The 17,152-nt window shown below is 72.7% G+C and carries 15 protein-coding genes; 4 read left to right on the forward strand and 11 right to left on the reverse strand.

Going from position 1 to position 17,152, the window contains the following annotated elements:
* Positions 1–240: 240 nt before the first annotated feature.
* The gene (locus ACLQ20_RS00005) at positions 241–1,473 is read right to left on the reverse strand and encodes a cytochrome P450 family protein (protein WP_151453516.1); all 1,233 of its coding nucleotides are present in this window, start codon (positions 1,471–1,473) and stop codon (positions 241–243) included.
* Between the two features lie 240 nt (positions 1,474–1,713).
* Between ACLQ20_RS00005 and ACLQ20_RS00010 the strand changes: the two genes are divergently transcribed.
* Together ACLQ20_RS00010 and ACLQ20_RS00015 are read left to right on the forward strand one after the other, a co-directional pair.
* A complete protein-coding gene (locus tag ACLQ20_RS00010) occupies positions 1,714–2,577 on the forward strand; it encodes a 3-hydroxybutyryl-CoA dehydrogenase (protein ID WP_151453515.1) in 864 nt (287 codons plus the stop codon).
* A gap of 44 nt (positions 2,578–2,621) precedes the next feature.
* Positions 2,622–3,110: a pyridoxamine 5'-phosphate oxidase family protein gene (locus ACLQ20_RS00015; RefSeq protein ID WP_151453514.1), complete on the forward strand. Its 489-nt coding sequence runs from the start codon at positions 2,622–2,624 to the stop codon at positions 3,108–3,110.
* 28 nt (positions 3,111–3,138) lie between these two features.
* Here ACLQ20_RS00015 and ACLQ20_RS00020 read toward each other — a convergent pair whose 3' ends face one another.
* From ACLQ20_RS00020 to ACLQ20_RS00050, 7 genes are all read right to left on the reverse strand, one after another.
* On the reverse strand, positions 3,139–3,771 hold the full coding sequence (locus tag ACLQ20_RS00020; RefSeq protein ID WP_151453513.1) for a hypothetical protein: 633 nt from the start codon (positions 3,769–3,771) through the stop codon (positions 3,139–3,141).
* Between the two features lie 3 nt (positions 3,772–3,774).
* Positions 3,775–5,499, reverse strand: a complete 1,725-nt coding sequence (locus tag ACLQ20_RS00025; RefSeq protein ID WP_425853806.1) for an acyl-CoA dehydrogenase family protein — start codon at positions 5,497–5,499, stop codon at positions 3,775–3,777.
* Between the two features lie 102 nt (positions 5,500–5,601).
* Positions 5,602–6,651 carry a methyltransferase gene (locus ACLQ20_RS00030; protein WP_327030682.1) on the reverse strand — a complete coding sequence of 350 codons (1,050 nt, stop codon included), beginning with the start codon at positions 6,649–6,651 and terminating at the stop codon, positions 5,602–5,604.
* Positions 6,648–7,391, reverse strand: coding sequence for an N-acetyltransferase (locus ACLQ20_RS00035; RefSeq protein ID WP_225852040.1), 744 nt, complete (start codon positions 7,389–7,391; stop codon positions 6,648–6,650). Before ACLQ20_RS00035 ends, ACLQ20_RS00030 begins: the two co-directional genes overlap by 4 nt.
* Before the next feature lie 17 nt (positions 7,392–7,408).
* Positions 7,409–8,167, reverse strand: coding sequence for a leucyl/phenylalanyl-tRNA--protein transferase (locus ACLQ20_RS00040; protein ID WP_425853807.1), 759 nt, complete (start codon positions 8,165–8,167; stop codon positions 7,409–7,411).
* Entirely contained in the window at positions 8,167–11,181 is a 3,015-nt protein-coding gene (locus ACLQ20_RS00045) for an amino acid adenylation domain-containing protein (protein WP_425853808.1), read from the reverse strand. The genes ACLQ20_RS00040 and ACLQ20_RS00045 overlap by 1 nt, the downstream gene beginning before the upstream one ends.
* A gap of 246 nt (positions 11,182–11,427) precedes the next feature.
* On the reverse strand, positions 11,428–12,294 hold the full coding sequence (locus tag ACLQ20_RS00050) for a helix-turn-helix transcriptional regulator (RefSeq protein ID WP_225852039.1): 867 nt from the start codon (positions 12,292–12,294) through the stop codon (positions 11,428–11,430).
* 178 nt (positions 12,295–12,472) lie between these two features.
* Here ACLQ20_RS00050 and ACLQ20_RS00055 point away from each other — a divergent pair, with 178 nt between their 5' ends.
* Complete coding sequence (locus ACLQ20_RS00055) at positions 12,473–13,402, forward strand: isopenicillin N synthase family dioxygenase (RefSeq protein WP_357580784.1); 930 nt, start codon at positions 12,473–12,475, stop codon at positions 13,400–13,402.
* A 131-nt stretch (positions 13,403–13,533) separates the two neighbouring features.
* Here the strand turns inward: ACLQ20_RS00055 and ispH are convergent, their stop codons facing one another.
* Positions 13,534–14,478 carry a 4-hydroxy-3-methylbut-2-enyl diphosphate reductase gene (ispH, locus tag ACLQ20_RS00060; protein WP_327030679.1) on the reverse strand — a complete coding sequence of 315 codons (945 nt, stop codon included), beginning with the start codon at positions 14,476–14,478 and terminating at the stop codon, positions 13,534–13,536.
* A 104-nt stretch (positions 14,479–14,582) separates the two neighbouring features.
* Entirely contained in the window at positions 14,583–15,167 is a 585-nt protein-coding gene (locus ACLQ20_RS00065) for a TetR/AcrR family transcriptional regulator (RefSeq protein ID WP_151453505.1), read from the reverse strand.
* 105 nt (positions 15,168–15,272) lie between these two features.
* Here ACLQ20_RS00065 and ACLQ20_RS00070 point away from each other — a divergent pair, with 105 nt between their 5' ends.
* Complete coding sequence (locus ACLQ20_RS00070; protein WP_425853809.1) at positions 15,273–16,652, forward strand: MFS transporter; 1,380 nt, start codon at positions 15,273–15,275, stop codon at positions 16,650–16,652.
* A gap of 139 nt (positions 16,653–16,791) precedes the next feature.
* Here ACLQ20_RS00070 and ACLQ20_RS00075 read toward each other — a convergent pair whose 3' ends face one another.
* The gene (locus ACLQ20_RS00075; RefSeq protein ID WP_425853810.1) at positions 16,792–17,130 is read right to left on the reverse strand and encodes a hypothetical protein; all 339 of its coding nucleotides are present in this window, start codon (positions 17,128–17,130) and stop codon (positions 16,792–16,794) included.
* Between the last annotated feature and the right edge of the window lie 22 nt (positions 17,131–17,152).

Raw genomic sequence — 17,152 nt, forward strand, 5'->3', positions numbered from 1 at the left:
CGGCCGCAGCCTCCAAGAACTCCAACAACGCATCCTCGAACACGACGCCAAAATCCAAATCCCCGCACTCACCCACTGACCACGGCCGTGACCGCCTGCCGGCACCGCGCCGACGGCCCAGGACACGATCAGGCGCAGTGGCCCCTGACGGTCGGCGAGACCGTCGGGAGCCACTGCGCCTGATGCGGTCCGCACCGCTGCCCGGCCCGCGACGCGCGGGCCGGGCGGCGTGGTGTCCGCCTACCGGTGGTTCAGCAGCACCGGCAGCGACGCCACGTCGTTCGCCATGAACGAGCGCAGCGGCTGGATCTCATCCGGTGCCACGGCCAGCGCGAGGTGCGGGAAGCGGGCGAACAGCGCCGGCACCGCCACGACCGCCTCCAGGCGCGCCAGGCGGGCCCCGGGGCAGAAGTGCGGACCCGCCCCGAACGCGAGGTGGTCCTTGTTCTCCCGGTCGATGTCGAACACGTCCGGGTTCTCGTGGACGGCCGGGTCGCGGCCGTGCGCCAGGTAGCTGATGAGGATGGCGTCGCCCGCCCGGATGACGACCCCCTCGCCGAGGTCGATGTCCTCCTTCGCCCAGCGCATCGGCAGTGCCGCCACCGGGCAGTGCGCCCGCAGCGCCTCCTCGATGGCGTCCGGCCAGCGGGCCGGGTCGGCCAGCAGGGTCGCCAGCTGGTCCGGGTTGGCGAGCAGCTCGCGGACCGTGTGGTCGATCAGCGTCACCGTCGTCTGGCTGCCGCCGCCGATGAGCAGCAGCAGCATGTCGACCAGCTCCTGCTCGCTGAGCGGCTCCTCGCCCTCCACCCGGGCCGCCATCAGGAAGCTCGTCAGGTCGTCGGACGGCTCGCGGCGCTTGAGGTCGATCAGCGTACGCATGGCGACGTTCATGTCGACGTAGACCGCGGCCGACTCCTCCTCCGGCACGTTGTCGGTGTTCAGCACCACGCGCAGGATCCGCAGCACCTCGGGCCGCAGGTCGTCCGGCACCCCGAACAGGTCGCAGATCACCCTGGTCGGCAACTGCTGGGAGTAGATGGTGTGCAGGTCGACCGGCTCGTCCGCCGGGTGCGTCGCCAGGTCGTCGAGCAGCCGCCGGGCGACGAGCTCCACGTGCGGGCGCATCGCGTCGATCCGCTTCGGGGTCAGCGCCGGCGCCACGAGCTGCCGCAGGCGCTGGTGCTCGCGGCCCTCCGCCGTGGACATGGACTCGACGTCCACCCACGGCGACAGCCACTTGATCTCGCCGGGGGTGTAGCTGGGCACGTTCTTCTTGACGTTGCGGGAGACCCCGGGGTGGGTCAGCAGGCGCCGGACCACGTCGCCGCGGGTGATCGACCAGGCCAACATGCCTTCCGGCAGCTCGACGGCCACTGCGGGGCCGGCCGCACGGAACTCGTCGATCTGCGCGTACAGGCACTTGCCGCCGCGACTGTCGATCTGGGTGGTGGGGGCAGCGCTGAAGTCGACCATAGTGCGCCTCCTACGATGATGAGGGAACGCAGAGAAAGGTAACTGTCGATCGGGAACTGTCGGGTAACCGCTTTCTCGCACCCGCCGCGAATTCGCCTGGACAAAGGCGCAGATCATTGCGTCGTGCCGGCCTACCAACCTATCGTCCTACCACGACACGTGTCAGGGAGCGGCGATCCCGCCCTACTCACCGAATTCTGCGGCAACCCCATTTGTTAACGCGTGTGCGGAGGCACAAACATGGACAGGATTCGCCGGGTCGGCGTCGTCGGGTGCGGGGTCATGGGCGCCGGGATCGCCGAGACGTGCGCGAGGGCCGGCTTGGACGTGCTCGTCGCGGTGTCGCGGCCGGCTTCCCTCGTACCGGGCCGGGCGCGGCTGACCGCGTCGCTGGATCGCGCGGTGGGCCGGGGCAAGCTCAGCGAGGCGGATCGGGACGCGACGCTGGGTCGGGTGTCCTTCACCGCCGACCTCACGGACTTCGCCGACCGGCAGCTGGTGGTCGAGGCCGCCTCGGAGCAGGAGTCGATCAAGCTCGACGTGTTCGCCACCCTCGACAAGGTCGTCGAGGACGAGGACGCGATCCTCGGCTCGAACACGTCCTCACTGCCCATCGTGAAGCTCGGCGGCGTCACCGCCCGGCCCGAGCAGGTGGTGGGCATCCACTTCTTCAACCCCGCGCCGGTGCTCCCCCTCGTGGAGGTCGTCGGCTCGGTGCGTACGGACCCGCGGACCGTCGAGACCGTCGACGCGTTCGTCACCGAGGTGCTCGGCAAGCAGGTCGTCCGCGCCAAGGACCGCGCGGGCTTCGTGGTGAACGCGCTGCTGATCCCGTACCTGCTCTCCGCCGTGCGGATGGTGGAGTCCGGGATGGCGTCGGTGGCCGACATCGACAAGGCGATGACGCTCGGCTGCGCGCACCCGATGGGTCCGCTGCGCCTCGTCGACCTGATCGGGCTCGACATCGTGGCCGCGATCAGCGAGTCGCTGTACCGGGAGTTCCGGGAGCCGCACTACTCGCCGCCGCCGCTGCTCGCCCGCATGGTGGCCGGCGGCATGCTCGGCAAGAAGTGCGGCCGGGGCTTCTACGAGTACGGGCGATGAGCGCGTACGCCGCCGCAACGTCCCCCGCGGAGGTGGGCTGAACCATGGACCTCGTCGACCGTCTGCACCGCGTCGTCGCCGACGCGAAGTACCTGTCCCTGTCCACCGTCTCCCCCGACCGCCGGCCGTGGACGGCGGTGCTCCAGTACGCGTGGCTGCCCGACCCGCTGCGCTTCCTGTTCGGCTCCGCCACCCAGTCCCGGCACAGCAGGCACGTGGCGGCCCGCCCGACGGTGAGCGGGGCCCTCTTCGTCACCGGCGACGGCGGGCTCACCGAGGTCGACGGCGCCCAGTTCACCGGCACCTGCCGGGAGCTGACCGCCGACGAGGTACGCGCACACCACGCGACGTTCTACGACGCCCTGCTGCCGGACGACGCGAGCAGGGCGGAGTACACCCTGCCCGTGTCGGCGCTGCTGCCGCCGGCGGAGCACCGGATCTACCAGATCTCGGTGGACCGCGTGTGGCTCGTCGACACCAGCACCTGGATCGAGGACCGGATCGACCGCCGGATCGAGGTGGACCTGCCCTGAGCGGGGCGGGTCCACCCCGGTCCCGGGGTCACTCGGCCATCGTCGCCCAGAACACCGCCTCGTAGGCGTGCACCATCCGCGCCGCGCGCAGGGCCTCCACCGGGTCGTCGCCCGCCGCGAGGCCGGTCGACACCACCCCGGCCGCCTGCTCCAGCACCTCGTCCGGCGTCTCGGCGAAGTAGCGGAAGTGCGCGACCGCCTCGTCGGAGAACCCGTAGCGCGCCTGGAGGGCATCGGCCATCCGGGCGTAGAAGCCGCCCGACTCCTCGACGTTGACCAGCAGGGCCAGCGGGATCGCCGACCGCGGCCCGAACACGGCGGTCCGGACGATGAAGGAGGGGTACGCCTGGGCCAGCGGTCGCGGCTCGTGCGCCCGCAGCTCCTTCTCCCCCAGGCCCACCGCGGCGGCGAAGGCCGGCAGCAGGCCCAGCGCCTCCTCCTCGGCGCCCGCCATGGCCAGGAACAGCGGCTCGGGGAAGCGGGCCGCCAGGAACGCGAAGCTGCTCCGGTCGCTGGACACCAGGTGGTGCAGCTCGCCGGCCAGGGCGCGCAGCCGGTCGGCCGACACCTCACCGCGCTCCAGCAGCTCCAGGAACCGGTTGGGCGCCAGCTCCAGCGACCGCCGGCCCTGTGCCACCAGCTCTGCCACGTGCTCGTCCACTAGTCACCTCCGAATCGTGCGGTGCAGGTTCGGGCCGCTCGCCGGTCCCGGTACGGGCTCGGCGATCCACGGCCCCTCGATGGACGCGTCGAGCACGCCCTCTTCCAACCAGGTGAAGCTGCCGCCCAGCACCCGCCGGGCGACCGCGACGTCGTCGCCGTCGGTGTCGTCCCGCAGCCGCCGGCGCAGCTCCGCCACCCGCTGGCGGGACTGGCGGCAGAACGCGTCGGCCAGCTCGACCGCGGTGCCGCCGAGCGCCCTGGCGTACACGCAGGCGGCGGTCATGGCGTACAGCTCGGCGGCGATGTCCACGACGCGCCCGAGGAACAGCTGCCGCTCGGCGACCGCCTCGCCCCACCGCTCCCGGCCGTCGGCGAGGTGCCGGGCCAGCTCGGCGCTCGTCGCGTCGGCGAACGACAGGTGCCCGGCCAGGTCGCCGAAGCCGGGCGGCGGCGTGAACGGCGTGGACCCCTCGGCGGGGCCCTCCTCGTCCGCCAGCGCGTCGGTCCCGACGAAGACGCGCAGCGCCTCGCTGGAGCCGTCGAAGATCCGGCCGATGCGCAGGTCCCGGAACAGCTGCTCGACGGGGACGCCGCGCTCACCGCGCGCGGCGGCCGACTCGGCGGTCTCGTACCCGCGGCCGCCCCGGATCTGCATCAGCTCGTCGACGATCCGCCACGCCTGCTCCGACGCGAACAGCTTCGCGAGCTCGGCCTCGGTGTGCGTGTCCAGCACGCCGGCGTCGGCGTGCCGGCCGGACACCTCGACCATGGCCTCCAGCGCGAAGGCGGTCGCCGCGATGTAGGCGATCTTGCTCGCCACCGCCTCGTGCTCGCCGATCGGCCGGTCCCACTGCACGCGTACGCCGGACCACTCGCGGGCGATCTTCAGGCTCCACTTGGCGGCGGCGGCGCAGACGGCGGGCATCGACAGCCGGCCGGTGTCCTGCGCGGCGAGCGCCACCTGGAGCCCCTGCCCCTCCGGCCCGATCCGGCGGCTCGCGGGCACCACGACCCGGTGCAGCCGGACGACCCCGTTCTCCAGGCCGCGCAGCCCCAGGAAGGAGCTGCGGTGCTCCACCGTGACCCCCGGCGCGTCGGCCTCCACCACGAACGCGGACATGCCTCCCGGGCCGCTCTCCGTGGGCGGGACCAGGGCCATCACCACGATCAGGTGGGCGATGGTGCCGTTGGTCGTCCACAGCTTCACCCCGTCGAGGCGGTAACCGCCGTCGTCGGTGGGGGTGGCGGTGGTCCGCATCCGGAAGGGGTCGTTGCCGATGTCGGGCTCGGTGAGGGCGAAGGCGGAGATCTCGCGTACGCACCTCGGCAGCAGCTCACGCTTCTGCGCGTCGGTGCCGAACAGCCGCAGCGGCTGGATGAGGCCGATCGCCTGGTGCGCGCCGAGCAGCTCACCGAGCGAGGAGTGCGCCGTGCTGACGATCATCAGCGCCCGGTGGTAGCAGACCCCCGACAGGCCGAGCCCGCCGTACTCCCTGGGGAGCTTGATGGCGAACGCGCCGAGGTCGCGCAGGCCGTCGACCACCTCGTCGGGGATCCGGTCCTCGCGCTCGATGAGCCGGCCGTCCACCTTGTCGGTGCAGAACGCGCGCAGCCGCGCGAGGAACGCCTCGGCGTCGGCGTCGAGCCCGGCGTCGGGCAGCGGGTCGAGCAGGTCGACCCGCAGCCTGCCGCGCAGGAGTTCGCTGCCGAAACTCGGTCTGGTCATCGTTGCCTCCCCGTTGCGCGGGTGGGTCTGGATCGGGACACGGGCCGGGCCACGTTCGACTCGCGTGAGCGGGTGCGCCCGTGGCCCGGTCCTCGACGTGGGTCAGCTCGCCGGCACGGCCTTGATCAGCGAGAGCGGGCCCGCGGCGCCGTGGCCGCAGGACTCGACGGTGAAGCCGGTCTCGGCGAGCAGGGACCGGAACTCGCTCTCGGTCCGCTCCCGGCCGCCGGCGGTCACCAGCATGTTGATGTCCGTGTAGAACATCACCGGGTTGTCGGTGTTCGCGGTGTCCGGCAGCACGGATCCGACGATCAGCAGCGTGGCGTCGGCGGGGATGTGGGCACGCACCGTGGCCAGCAGCTTCCGGGCGTTCTCGTCGTCCCAGTCCTGGAAGACGCTCTTGATGATGTACAGGTCGCCGCCCTCGGGGACCGACGAGAAGAAGTCGCCCGCCACGATCTCGCACCGGTCGGCGACACCGGCGGTGGCGAGCACGCCGGCGGCCTCGGCCACGCCCGCGGCGCTGTCGAAGCACACCCCCCGCAGGTGGGCGTGGGTGCCGAGGATCGCGGCGAGCAGCGTCCCGTCGCCGCCGCCGACATCCACGACGGTACGGACGCCGGAGTAGTCGTACCCGTCGGCGACGAGCTGGGCGGACGCCCTCGACTCCTGCCCCATCGCCACGTTGAACAGCGCGGACAGCTCGGGGTTCTCGGCGAGGTGCACGTAGGCGTTCTTGCCGTGCACGTGGTCGAAGGCGCACTCGCCGGTCTCGATGGTGTGCCGCACCTGCTGCCAGGACGCGAACAGCGTGGGGTTGGTGAAGAACCGGGTGAACGCCCACAGCGTGTTCGGCGAGTCGGTGCGCAGCTGCTCGCCCACCTCGGTCAGCCGGAACTCGCCCGGCGCCGGCTCGACCAGCACGCCGATGGCCACGAGGGTCCGCAGCAGCCGGTGCAGCGACGGCGCGTGGGTGCCCGTCGCCTCGGCGAGCTGCGCGCTCGTGACCCGGCCGTCGTGGATGTGGTCGGCGAGCTTCAGCTCGGCGGCGAGCGCGAGCGACTGCGAGGCCATGTAGCCGCCGATGATCTCGATCAGGGCGGCACGGTTGCGGATCTTGGAGGCCAGGGTGGCCGGAACGGTGCTGGTCATGAGGCATGCCTTTCCGCGAGGGGGTGTCGAACCCACACGTTGGGCTCGACGTAGACGGCGTGGTCGTGGTCGACGTTCACCGCGACCGGGGTCAGGGCACCCGGCACGACGACCGGTCCGCTGGTGTCGAAGGGCAACCCGGTCCAGTCGCGCCACTGCGCGAGGCTGCCGGAGATCGTCATGGAGGCCGGGCAGACCTGGAGCACCTGCCCGCCCGCCCGGACGTGCACGCGCAGCCACGGGTCGGCCGGCAGCCCGTCGTCGCGGGTCCGGGCCGCGTACCCCGGCATCGGCTCGTGCGGCTCGGCGTGCTTGCCGCTGGGCCGGACCGGCCCGACGACGTCGCGGTAGCCGTGCCGGCGGGCGTTGTCCTTGACCGCCGCCAGGACGCGCCCCGACATGTTCCGGGCCTGCATGCCGGGCACCACGGCGATCTCCAGCGCGCACAGCGCGGTGAGGTCGCGGCCGGCGGAGGTGTCGAGCATGCTCATCCCCAGCACCGCGTCCCAACCGGTGTCGGGCAGGCTCGCCGGGTCACCGTCCCAGGCGAACGGCACGCCGGCCGCGCGGGCCACCACCTTGTCGTCGGATTCGACGACGACGAGCTGGTGCTCCGGGTACCGGTCGAAGGCCCAGCCGATCACCATCGGCTCGGGCGGGATGTACTCGGGCCACGAGGCCTCCATGTGGAGCATCGCGTCCCGCAGGTCCGGTCGCTCGGCGAGCGTCAACACGCGCACGGGGTCACCTCCCTCGGTCAGGCGGCCAGGCTGCGCGCGGGCAGCGGGTCCGCGGGCATGGCGCAGTGGTCGTCGGCGTGCCTGCGCAGCAGCGCCAGGTATTCGGTACGGGGCACCGCGACCGCGCCGATGAGCTTCGCGTGGTCGCCGTCGTGCTGGACGTCGACCGCCACGCCGCCGCTCTCCGCGACGCGCCGCACCAGGCACGCGACCGCGACCTTCGCGGCGCCGCTGCGCAGCGCGAACTGGGAGTCGGCGCTGAACACGCCACCGACCCGTACGCCGAACGTGCCGCCGACCAGCTCGTCGCCCTCCCACACCTCGACGCTGTGGGCGTGCCCCGCCGCGTGCAGCTCGCGCAGCGCCGACACGAGCCGGTCGGTCAGCCACCGGGGCTCGCGGCCCACGCGGCAGTGCTGGACCACCCGGTCGAAGCAGACGTCGAGCGTCGTCGTCCACTCGACCTTGTTGCGCAACTGCCGCCGCAGGCTGCGCTGGATGCGGGCCTGGTCGACGTGGATCACCGGGCGCGGGTCGGGCGAGCACCAGGCGACGGCGTACGGGTCCGCGCTCCCGGCGAGCACCGCGATCCGGCCGGCGGCGACGTCCGCCTCGTAGGTGAACTCGCTGACGATCTTCCGCTCCTCGGTGTCGGCCGGGAACGGGAACAGCCCGTGCCGGTAGGCGCCGAGGAGCGTCGTCGCGGACAGGTCGTCGCCGAACGCGACCGGGCCCTCGGTGGGGGCGTGGGTGAGGTCGAGCGTCTCCCAGCCCATCACGCGGCCCGCAGGAACTCGGTGCGGGTGAGGTAGCCGATGTAGCGGTCGAGCATCTCCGCGTCCACCGTCGGGATCTCGATGCCGCTGCCGCGCAACGCGTGCTCCACGTTGGTGCGGGAGAAGACGGGGAACGTCGTCTCCAGGTACATCTCCGCGACGCTCATCTGGCCCGTCGCGCAGCGGTCGATGAACAGCGGCGCGAAGGGGGTCATCGGATGGTCGGGCTGTTCGACCGCGACCCGCACCATCTCGTCGAGCCACTCGGCCCAGGTCACCTCGCGGATGTCGTGCCCGTGCGCCCGCAGGCGCTCGACCAGCACCGAGATGTTGACCTTCCCGGGGTTGGTGAGGTGGTAGACCTCGCCGGCGGGCCGGGACGCCCGGGCGATGTGCGCGACCGCGGCGGCGAACACGTCGACCGGCGTGTAGTCCAGCGGCAGCTCCGCGACGGGGGCGGTGCCGGTGTCCACCACGAACTTCTTCATCGCGCACATCTCCGTGGCGATGTTCCACGCGCCGTTGACCCGGTCGCCGGAGATGTCGGCGGCCCGGTAGATCGCCACCGGCAGCCCCTGCTCCGCCGCCCGGTGCAGCAGCGCCTCGGCCACCCACTTGCTCTCCACGTAGCCGACGGAGAGGTGGTCGGCGTACGCCAGCGGGGTGTCCTCGTCGACGTGCCGGACGCCGGCGGTGCCGAAGCCCGCGACGACGGCCATGGTCGACGTGTAGTGGACCGGGACGTTGCGGTGCCGCGCGGCCATCCGGATGATCTCGCGGGTGCCGTCGACGTTCGCCGGCCGCATGTGCGCGTACGGGTAGATGAAGTTGACCGCCCCGCCGGGATGGTGGATGACGTCGACCGTGCGCGCCAGCTCGTCGAAGGCCGCCTCGGACAGGCCGAGCCCGGGTGCCGCGAGATCACCGGGGACGGCGACGATCCGGCCCGCAGCCTGGTGACCGGCGAGGTCCTCGCCGAAGTAGTGCCGCGCGTTGGCCTGGATGCGGGCCAGGCCCTGCTCCGGCCCGTCGGCGCGCACGAGGCAGTGCACCACGGCGTCCGTGCTCGTCAGCAGCTCCCGCAGCAGGTAGATGCCCAGGAAGCCGGTGGCGCCGGTGAGGAACACGTGGCGGGGGTCCTGCCAGCGCGGCTCGTCGGACACGTCGCGCCGGACCTGCACGTCCAGCTCCGTCTCGGCGGCGAAGTCCACCCGCTTGCGGGTGTCGTCGCCAGCGAGCGTGCCTTCCCGGGCCTCGCGCACCGCCCGCGCCAGGCCACGCGGCGTCGCGTCCTCCAGCAGCAGCCGGATCAGCGGACGTACCTGGGTGATGAGCACGCCGAAGGAGCCACGGATCTTCGCGAGCAGCTCGGCGGCGAGGATCGAGTTGCCGCCCTGCGCGAAGAAGTTGTCGTCCGGCAGCACCCGGGGCACGCCGAGCACCTGCCCCCACAGCCGGGTCACGCCGCGCTCCACGAGGTCGACGGGCGTGTCGTCCGCCGCCTCGGCAGCGACCGTCGCGGTGCCCGGCGCGGGCAGCGCGGCCAGGTCGACCTTGCCGTTGGTCTTCAGCGGCAGCTCGTCGAGGGCGACGAACGCCGTCGGCACCATGTAGTCGGGCAGGTGGCGGCCGACGAACTCGCGCAGTTCCGCGACGTCCAGGGGCCGTGGGCCGGTGTGGTACGCGGCCAGGCGCCGCTGGCCGTCGTGCTCGTACGTGGTGACGGCGACCGTGTCGACGCCCTCGTGCGCCGCCAGCGCCGCCTCGATCTCGCCGGGCTCCACCCGGAATCCACGGATCTTGACCTGCCGGTCGATGCGCCCGATCACCTCGAGGTTGCCCTCGGCGGTCCAGGCGCCCAGGTCACCGGTCCGGTACATCCGCGCGCCGGGCTCGGACGCGAACGGGTCCGCGCGGAAGCGGCCGGCGTCGTCCTCGGTCAGGTAGCCGCGCGCCACACCGCGACCGCCGATGTGGATCTCACCGCGCTCGCCGGGGCCGACCGGCCGGCCGTGCTCGTCGAGGACGTACACGACGGTGCCGGGCAGCGGCCGGCCGACGGGAGCCGCGCCGCGGGCGGGCAGCACGTCGGCGGTCAGGTCCATCAGGCAGGAGGTGATCGTGGTCTCGGTGAGCCCGTAGGCGTTGACCAGCCGTACCCCCGGCATCAGGTCCAGCGCCGTGCGGCAGTCCTCCGCGTTGACCGCCTCGCCACCCACGATCACCAGCCGGACCGGCAGGTCACCGGCCCCCGCGCCGGCCTCGGCGAGGAAGCGGCGCCAGTACGCGGGGGTCAGGTCCATCACGGTGACCCCGTGGTGGCGCAGCCGCTCCGGCAGCTCGCTGGGCGCCCAACTCAGCTCGGGCAGCACCAGCGTCGCCCCGCCCAGCAGCGCGACCGTGATCTGCTCGATGGAGGTGTCGAAGGAGAGCGCGCCGAACTGCAGCACCCGGTCGTCGGGGATGACGCCGTAGCGGCCGGCCAGCTCCCCGCACAGGTAGCTCAGCGAGTCGTGGTTGACCACGACGCCCTTCGGCGTACCCGTGGATCCCGACGTGTAGATGATGTAGGCGGCGTCCCCGCCGCCCTCCGCCACGGCCGGGGCGGTCGCGGCGCCGTCCGCGACGCTCGCGGTGAGCGCCCTGACCGGCAGGTCGGCGAAGCGCGCCAGGTCGCGCCCGTGGGTGACGACGGTGGTGCAGTCGGTCTCCTTCACGAACGCCTCGACCCGGCTGTCCGGCAGCCCCGGATCCACCGGCAGGTAGGCCGCGCCCGCCTTCCAGATGGCGAGCAGGCCGACGATGGCGTCGATGGAGCGTTCCAGGTGGACCATGACCACGGAGTCCGCGCCGACGCCCTCGTCGACGAGGTGGCGGGCCAGGCCGTTCGCCCGGCGCTCCAGGTCCGCGTAGCTGATGTGCGCGTCGCCCTGCACGACCGCGGTCCGGTCGGGCTGCGACGCCGCGCGGACGGCGATGAGTTCGTGGACACGCGGTTGCGTACGGATGTTCATGTTTTCCCTCGGGTGTGAGCACGGTCGTACCCGTGGATTTACCTGCCGCTGACCCAACGAAATTCGATACGGGCGACACTACTGCCTGCCGGCGGTTCCCCCGACTACCAGAATGAGCATGGAACCAGAATTGACACTACTCATCAGGGTAGTCCTTTAGGCGCGGTCCACCCTTCGTCGAATTCAACGTGGAGGACGCCGGAAATCGCTATGTGGCAGTGGTGCCCGGAAGGTCCGGACCGCCCGCTACGCCGCGGAGGAGACCGGCACGTGGCGGACGAGTTCCGCCCGCGAGGAGATGCCCAGCCGGCGGAACAGGCTACGCAGGTGGTAGTTGACCGTGTGCGGCGACAGCCGTACCCGGGTCGCGATCTGCCGGTTGGTCATGCCCTCGGCGACGAGCCGCGCGATGGCCCGCTCGACGCCGCTGAACGACTCCCACGCGCCACCGGTGTCCGGGCGGTGCTCGCGGGCGGCGGGCGTGGAGCGCAGCCCGATCCTGCGCCGCAGGTCGGCGGGGGCCACGGGCTCCGCCGACGGGTCGGCGGCGCGGGACGCACCGGTCACGGCCCGGCGCCGGCGCAGGCGGTCGCGGTCGGCGCGGAGCGCCTGCCGCACGGCGGGCGGCAGGGCGTCGAGCACCGCCCACCACACCAGTTCGTGCCGGAAGGCGAGGTCGTCGCCCACCCAGTCGAGCAGACCGGCGTCGAGCAGCGCATCCAGGTCCGGCAGCAGCTGGGCGGTGTTCCGCCGGGTCATCGCCGTCAGCTCCGCGAGCTGGCAGGACCGACCGAGCACGGCGGCCACCCGCAGCAGCTGCCACGCTCCGGTCGGCGCGCCGCGCAACGTGGCACGGACCAGCTCCTGGACCCGCTTCGGCGTCCGCGCCCGGCCGGGCCCGTCGGTGACGCCCTCGACGCGGATCCCCTCGCGCAGCGCGGCCAGCAGCAGCGGGTCCCCCGCCGCGGCGGCGACGAGCAGGCGCATGGCAGGATCCGCCACGACACCGGGCGGATCGGCGACGAGCCGACCCACGGTGTCCCCGGCCAGCGGGCGGCCCGCCTCGGCGAGCGCCCCGCCCCTCTGCGACAACTGCTCGTCCTCGTATGCCACGACGCAATCGTGCACGTGAATGTCTGCCGGTCTCAACATTGCCTTACCACCAGGTACGCCGAGCAATTACCCGCACGTGGGGGAAGCGACACCGCAGCGGCTTGCCGGCGGGTGACCCGGGATTGCTTCGATCAATGTAATGACGTCGCGAGAGAGGCGGGCAGTTGTGGAACCCGTTGTGGTCCAGGATTTCGTACCGGCGATCGACCTGTCGGGCCGCACCACCGCCGAGGGGCGCGCGGCCATCGCGGCAGCCATCGGCAAGGCGTGCGAGGGTTCGGGGTTCTTCACCGTCGTGGGGCACGGCGTGCCCCGGGAACTGGTGAACCGCATGTACACCACCACGAAGACCTTCTTCACCCGACCGGAGGAGGAGAAGGACCGGAGCGCGAACCGCGGCTCCGGGGTGTCGGGCCTGCGCCGCCCGGGCGGCCCGTACGAGGCGTTCGCCGCGCACGTGACGGGCGACCTGAGCGACGAGGAGCGCGCGCGGCTCGGCACGCACCCGGCCACCTGGAAGGCGGCGAACATCTGGCCGGACGACGACTTCAAGGCGGTCTGGTACGAGTACATCGCCGCCATGACCGAGCTGTCGGCGGACATCATGCGGCTGTTCGCGCTCGCCCTCGGGCTGCCGGAGGACTTCTTCGACAGCAAGTTCGACGAGCACGTGTCCCTAATCATCGCCAACTACTACTACCCGACGCCCGACGACGGCGTGCTGCGGCGGGAGATGCACACCGACTGGGGCAGCCTGACGGTGCTCTACGTGGAGGACGAGCTGGGCGGGCTCCAGGTGCGGCGCGGCGACGACGACTGGCTGGACGTGCCCGCCATCCCCGGCAGCTTCGTGGTCAACATCGGCGACCTGATGGCGTTCTGGACCGGCGGCCGCTGGGCGTCGACCGTGCACCGGGTGGTCAACCCGGAGGGGACCGACGCGCCGTCGCGCGTCTCCATCCCCTTCTTCTACCTGCCCAACCACGACACCACCATCGAGCCCATGCGCCCACTGGCCCAGGAGAGCGCCGAGGCCGGGCTCGACCGGGTGACCGTCGGCGAGTGGTTCTCGCACAAGATGCAGTCGACGTACCAGGCTTCCGCGTAGCCGACCCCGCGGCGCCCGCCGGACCGCCCCGCAGACGCGGTCCGCCGGGCGCCGCGCGGTGGGCGGGCCGCCGGGCGCTCCGGGCGCGCGGCGCATCGGCGACGGGCGCTCCGCCGGGCGGCGGTCCGGTGTCAGAGGGAACGCACCGCACCCGGCACGGTGAACTCGATGGTCTCGCGGGCGACCTCGCGCTCCACCACCGTCACCGGCCCGCGCGCCCGCAGAGCCTCGACCACGCCCTCGACCAGGCGCGGCGGGGCGGACGCGCCCGCGGTGACCCCGACCGTGGTGACACCCGCCAGCCACTCCGGCAGGATCTCCGCCGCGTCCTCGATGAGGTGGGCCGGGCGGCCGGCGCGGCGGGCCAGCTCGACGAGCCGTTGCGTGTTCGCCGAGTTGGTCGAGCCGACCACGAGCACGAGGTCGGACTCCTCGGCGACCGTACGCAACGCCGCCTGCCGGTTGGTCGAGGCGTAGCAGATGTCGGCCGAGGACGGCCCGCGCAGCGCGGGGAACCGCTGGCGCAGCACGTCGAGCACCTCGGCGGTCTCGTCCACGGCGAGCGTGGTCTGGGTCAGGTACGACACCCGGTCCGGGTCGGGCACCTGGACCGTGTGCGCGTCCTCCAGCGACTGCACGAGCAGCATCCGCTCCGGCGCCTCACCCAGGGTGCCCTCGGTCTCCTCGTGCCCCGCGTGCCCCACGAGCAGGACGGTGTCCCCACGGTCGGCGTACCGGCGCGCCTCCGTGTGCACCTTCGCCACCAGCGGACACGTCGCGTCGAACACCTCCAGGCCGAGCCGGTCGGCCTCGGCGCGCACCACGGGCGACACCCCGTGCGCCGAGAACACCACAGTCGCGCCGGCGGGCACCTCGGCGAGTTCCTCGACGAACACGGCGCCGCGCGACTCCAGGTCGGCGACGACGTGCGCGTTGTGGACGATCTGTTTGCGGACGTACACCGGGCTGCCCCGGCTGGCGAGCGCACGCTCGACGATCTCGATCGCACGCTCGACACCGGCGCAGAACGCACGCGGTGCCGCGAGCAGTACCGTTACGGACTCGGCTACGGACATCGCGCACTCCTTCCCACGCATCTCCGCAGTATCGAGCCGTGTCCTCGCAATCCGGTGGGGTTCCGATGGAGCACCAGCAACGACGCCCCGCGCCGGGACGCCCGCTATCCGTGCACCTGGTAGGCGGCGAGGACCGTCTCGGAGATGAGGCGGGGGGCGTCCGCCCGGTCCACCTTCCCGCTGGCCACGTCGGCGGCGGCGCCCTTCATGATGTGGTGCAGCACGCTGGTCAGCCAGCTGGCCGGCAGGTCGACCCGGAACACCCCCTCGTCCTGACCCCGGCGGATCAACTGGTCGACGCGTCGCGCCGGCTCGGCGTGCAGCTCGTGCACGCGTTCGGGCGGCAGCGACGCCTGCGCCGCCTCCAGCACGGCGCTCGACTGGGCGATCAGCAGCCAGCTCGATCGGATCAGCACACGCAGGGCGTCCCGCGGGTCGCCGGTCAGGTCGAGGCCCGCCAGGAGTTCCTCCCCCTCGGCCAGCACCCGGGTCAGCGCGGCCTCGACCAGGGCGTCCCGGGACGGGAAGTGACCGTAGAGGGTCACCCGGCCCACCCGCGCCGCCTGCGCGATGTCGCTGACGCTGGCGTCGGGGTCGCGACTCAGGCAGCTCACCGCCGCCTCCAGGATCCTCTCCACGTTCTGCTGGGCGTCGGCCCGGCGGGTCGGCTTGGCGAGTGGGCGAGTCATGGAACTTCCCCTAAGTCGAACAGACGTGCATGAGTTAACGTGTCTCCGTAACTTGAACACTACCGTTCAACTTGGCGGAGGAGCCTGGCAGCCATGGCGGAACCTGTGACCGCAACCGAAACTCCCACACCCGCGAGTCCGCATCCGCAGCGCTGGCGGATCCTGGGCCTCGTCGGCATCGCCCAACTGATGCTGATCCTGGACGTCACCGTCGTCGCGATCGCCCTGCCGCACATGGGGTCGGACCTGGGGATGGATCGGGAAGCCCTCACGTGGGTGGTGAGTGGATACACCCTCACCTTCGGCGGCCTGCTGCTGCTCGGCGGGCGCGCCGCGGACCTGTTCGGCGCCCGGCGCCTCGTCCTCGCCGGGCTCCTGCTGTTCAGCGCCGCGTCCCTGACGGCGGGGCTGGCGACCAGCGGCCCCATGCTGCTGGGCGGTCGCGTCGGGCAGGGCCTCGCGGCGGCGCTCCTCTCCCCCGCCGCCCTGTCCCTGGTCGTCACGATCTTCGACGGCGACGAGCGCAACAAGGCGCTCGGCATCTGGTCGGCGCTCGGTGGCGGCGGCGCCGCCCTGGGCGTCCTCCTCGGCGGCCTGCTCACCGCCGGGCCGGGCTGGCCCTGGGTGTTCTTCATCAACGTGCCGGTCGGGATCATCCTGCTGCTGGCCCTCCGGATGCAGCTCCCGCCCCAGGCGCCCACCGGCGCGACGGCCAAGCTCGACGTGCCCGGCGCGGTGCTGGTGACGGCCGCCACCGGATCGCTGATCTACGCGCTGATCCGCGCCGGCGACGTCGGCTGGGCCAACCCGACGATCCTGGCGCTGCTGCTGGCCGCCGTGCTCCTCTACGCCGCGTTCGTCGTCCGGCAGCGCCGCGCCGCGAGCCCGCTGATGGACGTACGGCTGCTGCTCCGCCGGCCGGTGGCGACCGGGGCGCTGCTGATCCTCGTCGCGACCGCGCTGATGATCACCGTCTTCTTCCTGGGCACGTTCTACCTCCAGAACCACCAGGGCTACGGCGCCCTGCGCACCGGGCTGCTCTTCCTGCCCGTGGCGATCACGACCATGCTCGGCGCGAACGCCGCCGGCCGCGTCATCGGCCGGATCGGGGCGCGCACGCTCGGCGTCCTCGGCCTGCTCGTCGCGGCGGCCGGCATGGCGGTCCCCGCCGTGGTCGACGGGACCGCGGCCCTCGTCATCGGGGTGAGCGTCGCCGCCTCCGGCACGGGCGTCCTCTTCGTCGTGGCGTCCGCCGTCGCGCTCGGTCAGGTCGCGCCGCAGGAGGCCGGTCTGGCGTCCGGCATCGTCAGCACCTTCCACGAGTTCGGCGCCTCGCTCGGCGCCGCCGTCGTGTCGAGCATGGCCGCGGCGAGCATCGCGGGCACCAGCACCGAAGGCTTCTCCCGCGGCTTCACCACCGGCGCCGTCATCGCCGTCGCCGCCGCCGTCCTGGCCTTCGTCATCACCCCCCGGCCGACCCACTGAGCACCGACCCGGTGGCCGGTGGGGGCCCGCCCACCGGCCGCCGGGTCGGACACTCCACGCCGACCGTACGCCCGGCCTGCCGCGCGCTCCGTCCCTGCCGGCGCCGGACCTCGCGCCGCCACTGCCGGCGCGGTGGCCGCTACGACCGGTCCCGGTCCCGGCGCGACCCGCCGCGAGCCCCGTCGTGGCGTGGCCGGTACCTGACGAGCCCCAGCGCGAGCGAGGCCGTCCCGAGGGCGAGCAACGCCCAGAGCGCCGTGGCACCGAGCACGCCGACGAGCCGGCCGAGATAGCCCACCGCCAGCGACACGAAGCAGACCCCGCCGCAGAGGAACCACATCCCGGCGTCGCGAGGTCGTTCCCACCTTCGCCGCGCGAAGCCCGGCAGGCGGCCGGTCACCAGCAGGCGCGCACCATAGCCGGCCAGGGCCAGCCCCGCGAGGCCCGACAACACGTGCCACCAGTCCCTGAAGTCCACGACCAGTGACTACCCAGTGGCC

It is taken from the genome of Micromonospora sp. DT46 (genome assembly GCF_049841735.1).
Taxonomy (GTDB): domain Bacteria; phylum Actinomycetota; class Actinomycetes; order Mycobacteriales; family Micromonosporaceae; genus Micromonospora; species Micromonospora reichwaldensis.

Bases quoted from the DNA above. Each gene is read 5' to 3' on its own strand.
- ACLQ20_RS00005 (WP_151453516.1), bottom strand. From the start codon at position 1,473: ATGGTCGACTTCAGCGCTGCCCCCACCACCCAGATCGACAGTCGCGGC.
- ACLQ20_RS00065 (WP_151453505.1), bottom strand. From the start codon at position 15,167: ATGACTCGCCCACTCGCCAAGCCGACCCGCCGGGCCGACGCCCAGCAG.
- ACLQ20_RS00015 (WP_151453514.1), top strand. From the start codon at position 2,622: ATGGACCTCGTCGACCGTCTGCACCGCGTCGTCGCCGACGCGAAGTAC.
- ACLQ20_RS00025 (WP_425853806.1), bottom strand. From the start codon at position 5,499: ATGACCAGACCGAGTTTCGGCAGCGAACTCCTGCGCGGCAGGCTGCGG.
- ACLQ20_RS00010 (WP_151453515.1), top strand. From the start codon at position 1,714: ATGGACAGGATTCGCCGGGTCGGCGTCGTCGGGTGCGGGGTCATGGGC.
- ispH (WP_327030679.1), bottom strand. From the start codon at position 14,478: ATGTCCGTAGCCGAGTCCGTAACGGTACTGCTCGCGGCACCGCGTGCG.
- ACLQ20_RS00040 (WP_425853807.1), bottom strand. From the start codon at position 8,167: ATGGGCTGGGAGACGCTCGACCTCACCCACGCCCCCACCGAGGGCCCG.
- ACLQ20_RS00045 (WP_425853808.1), bottom strand. From the start codon at position 11,181: ATGAACATCCGTACGCAACCGCGTGTCCACGAACTCATCGCCGTCCGC.
- ACLQ20_RS00030 (WP_327030682.1), bottom strand. From the start codon at position 6,651: ATGACCAGCACCGTTCCGGCCACCCTGGCCTCCAAGATCCGCAACCGT.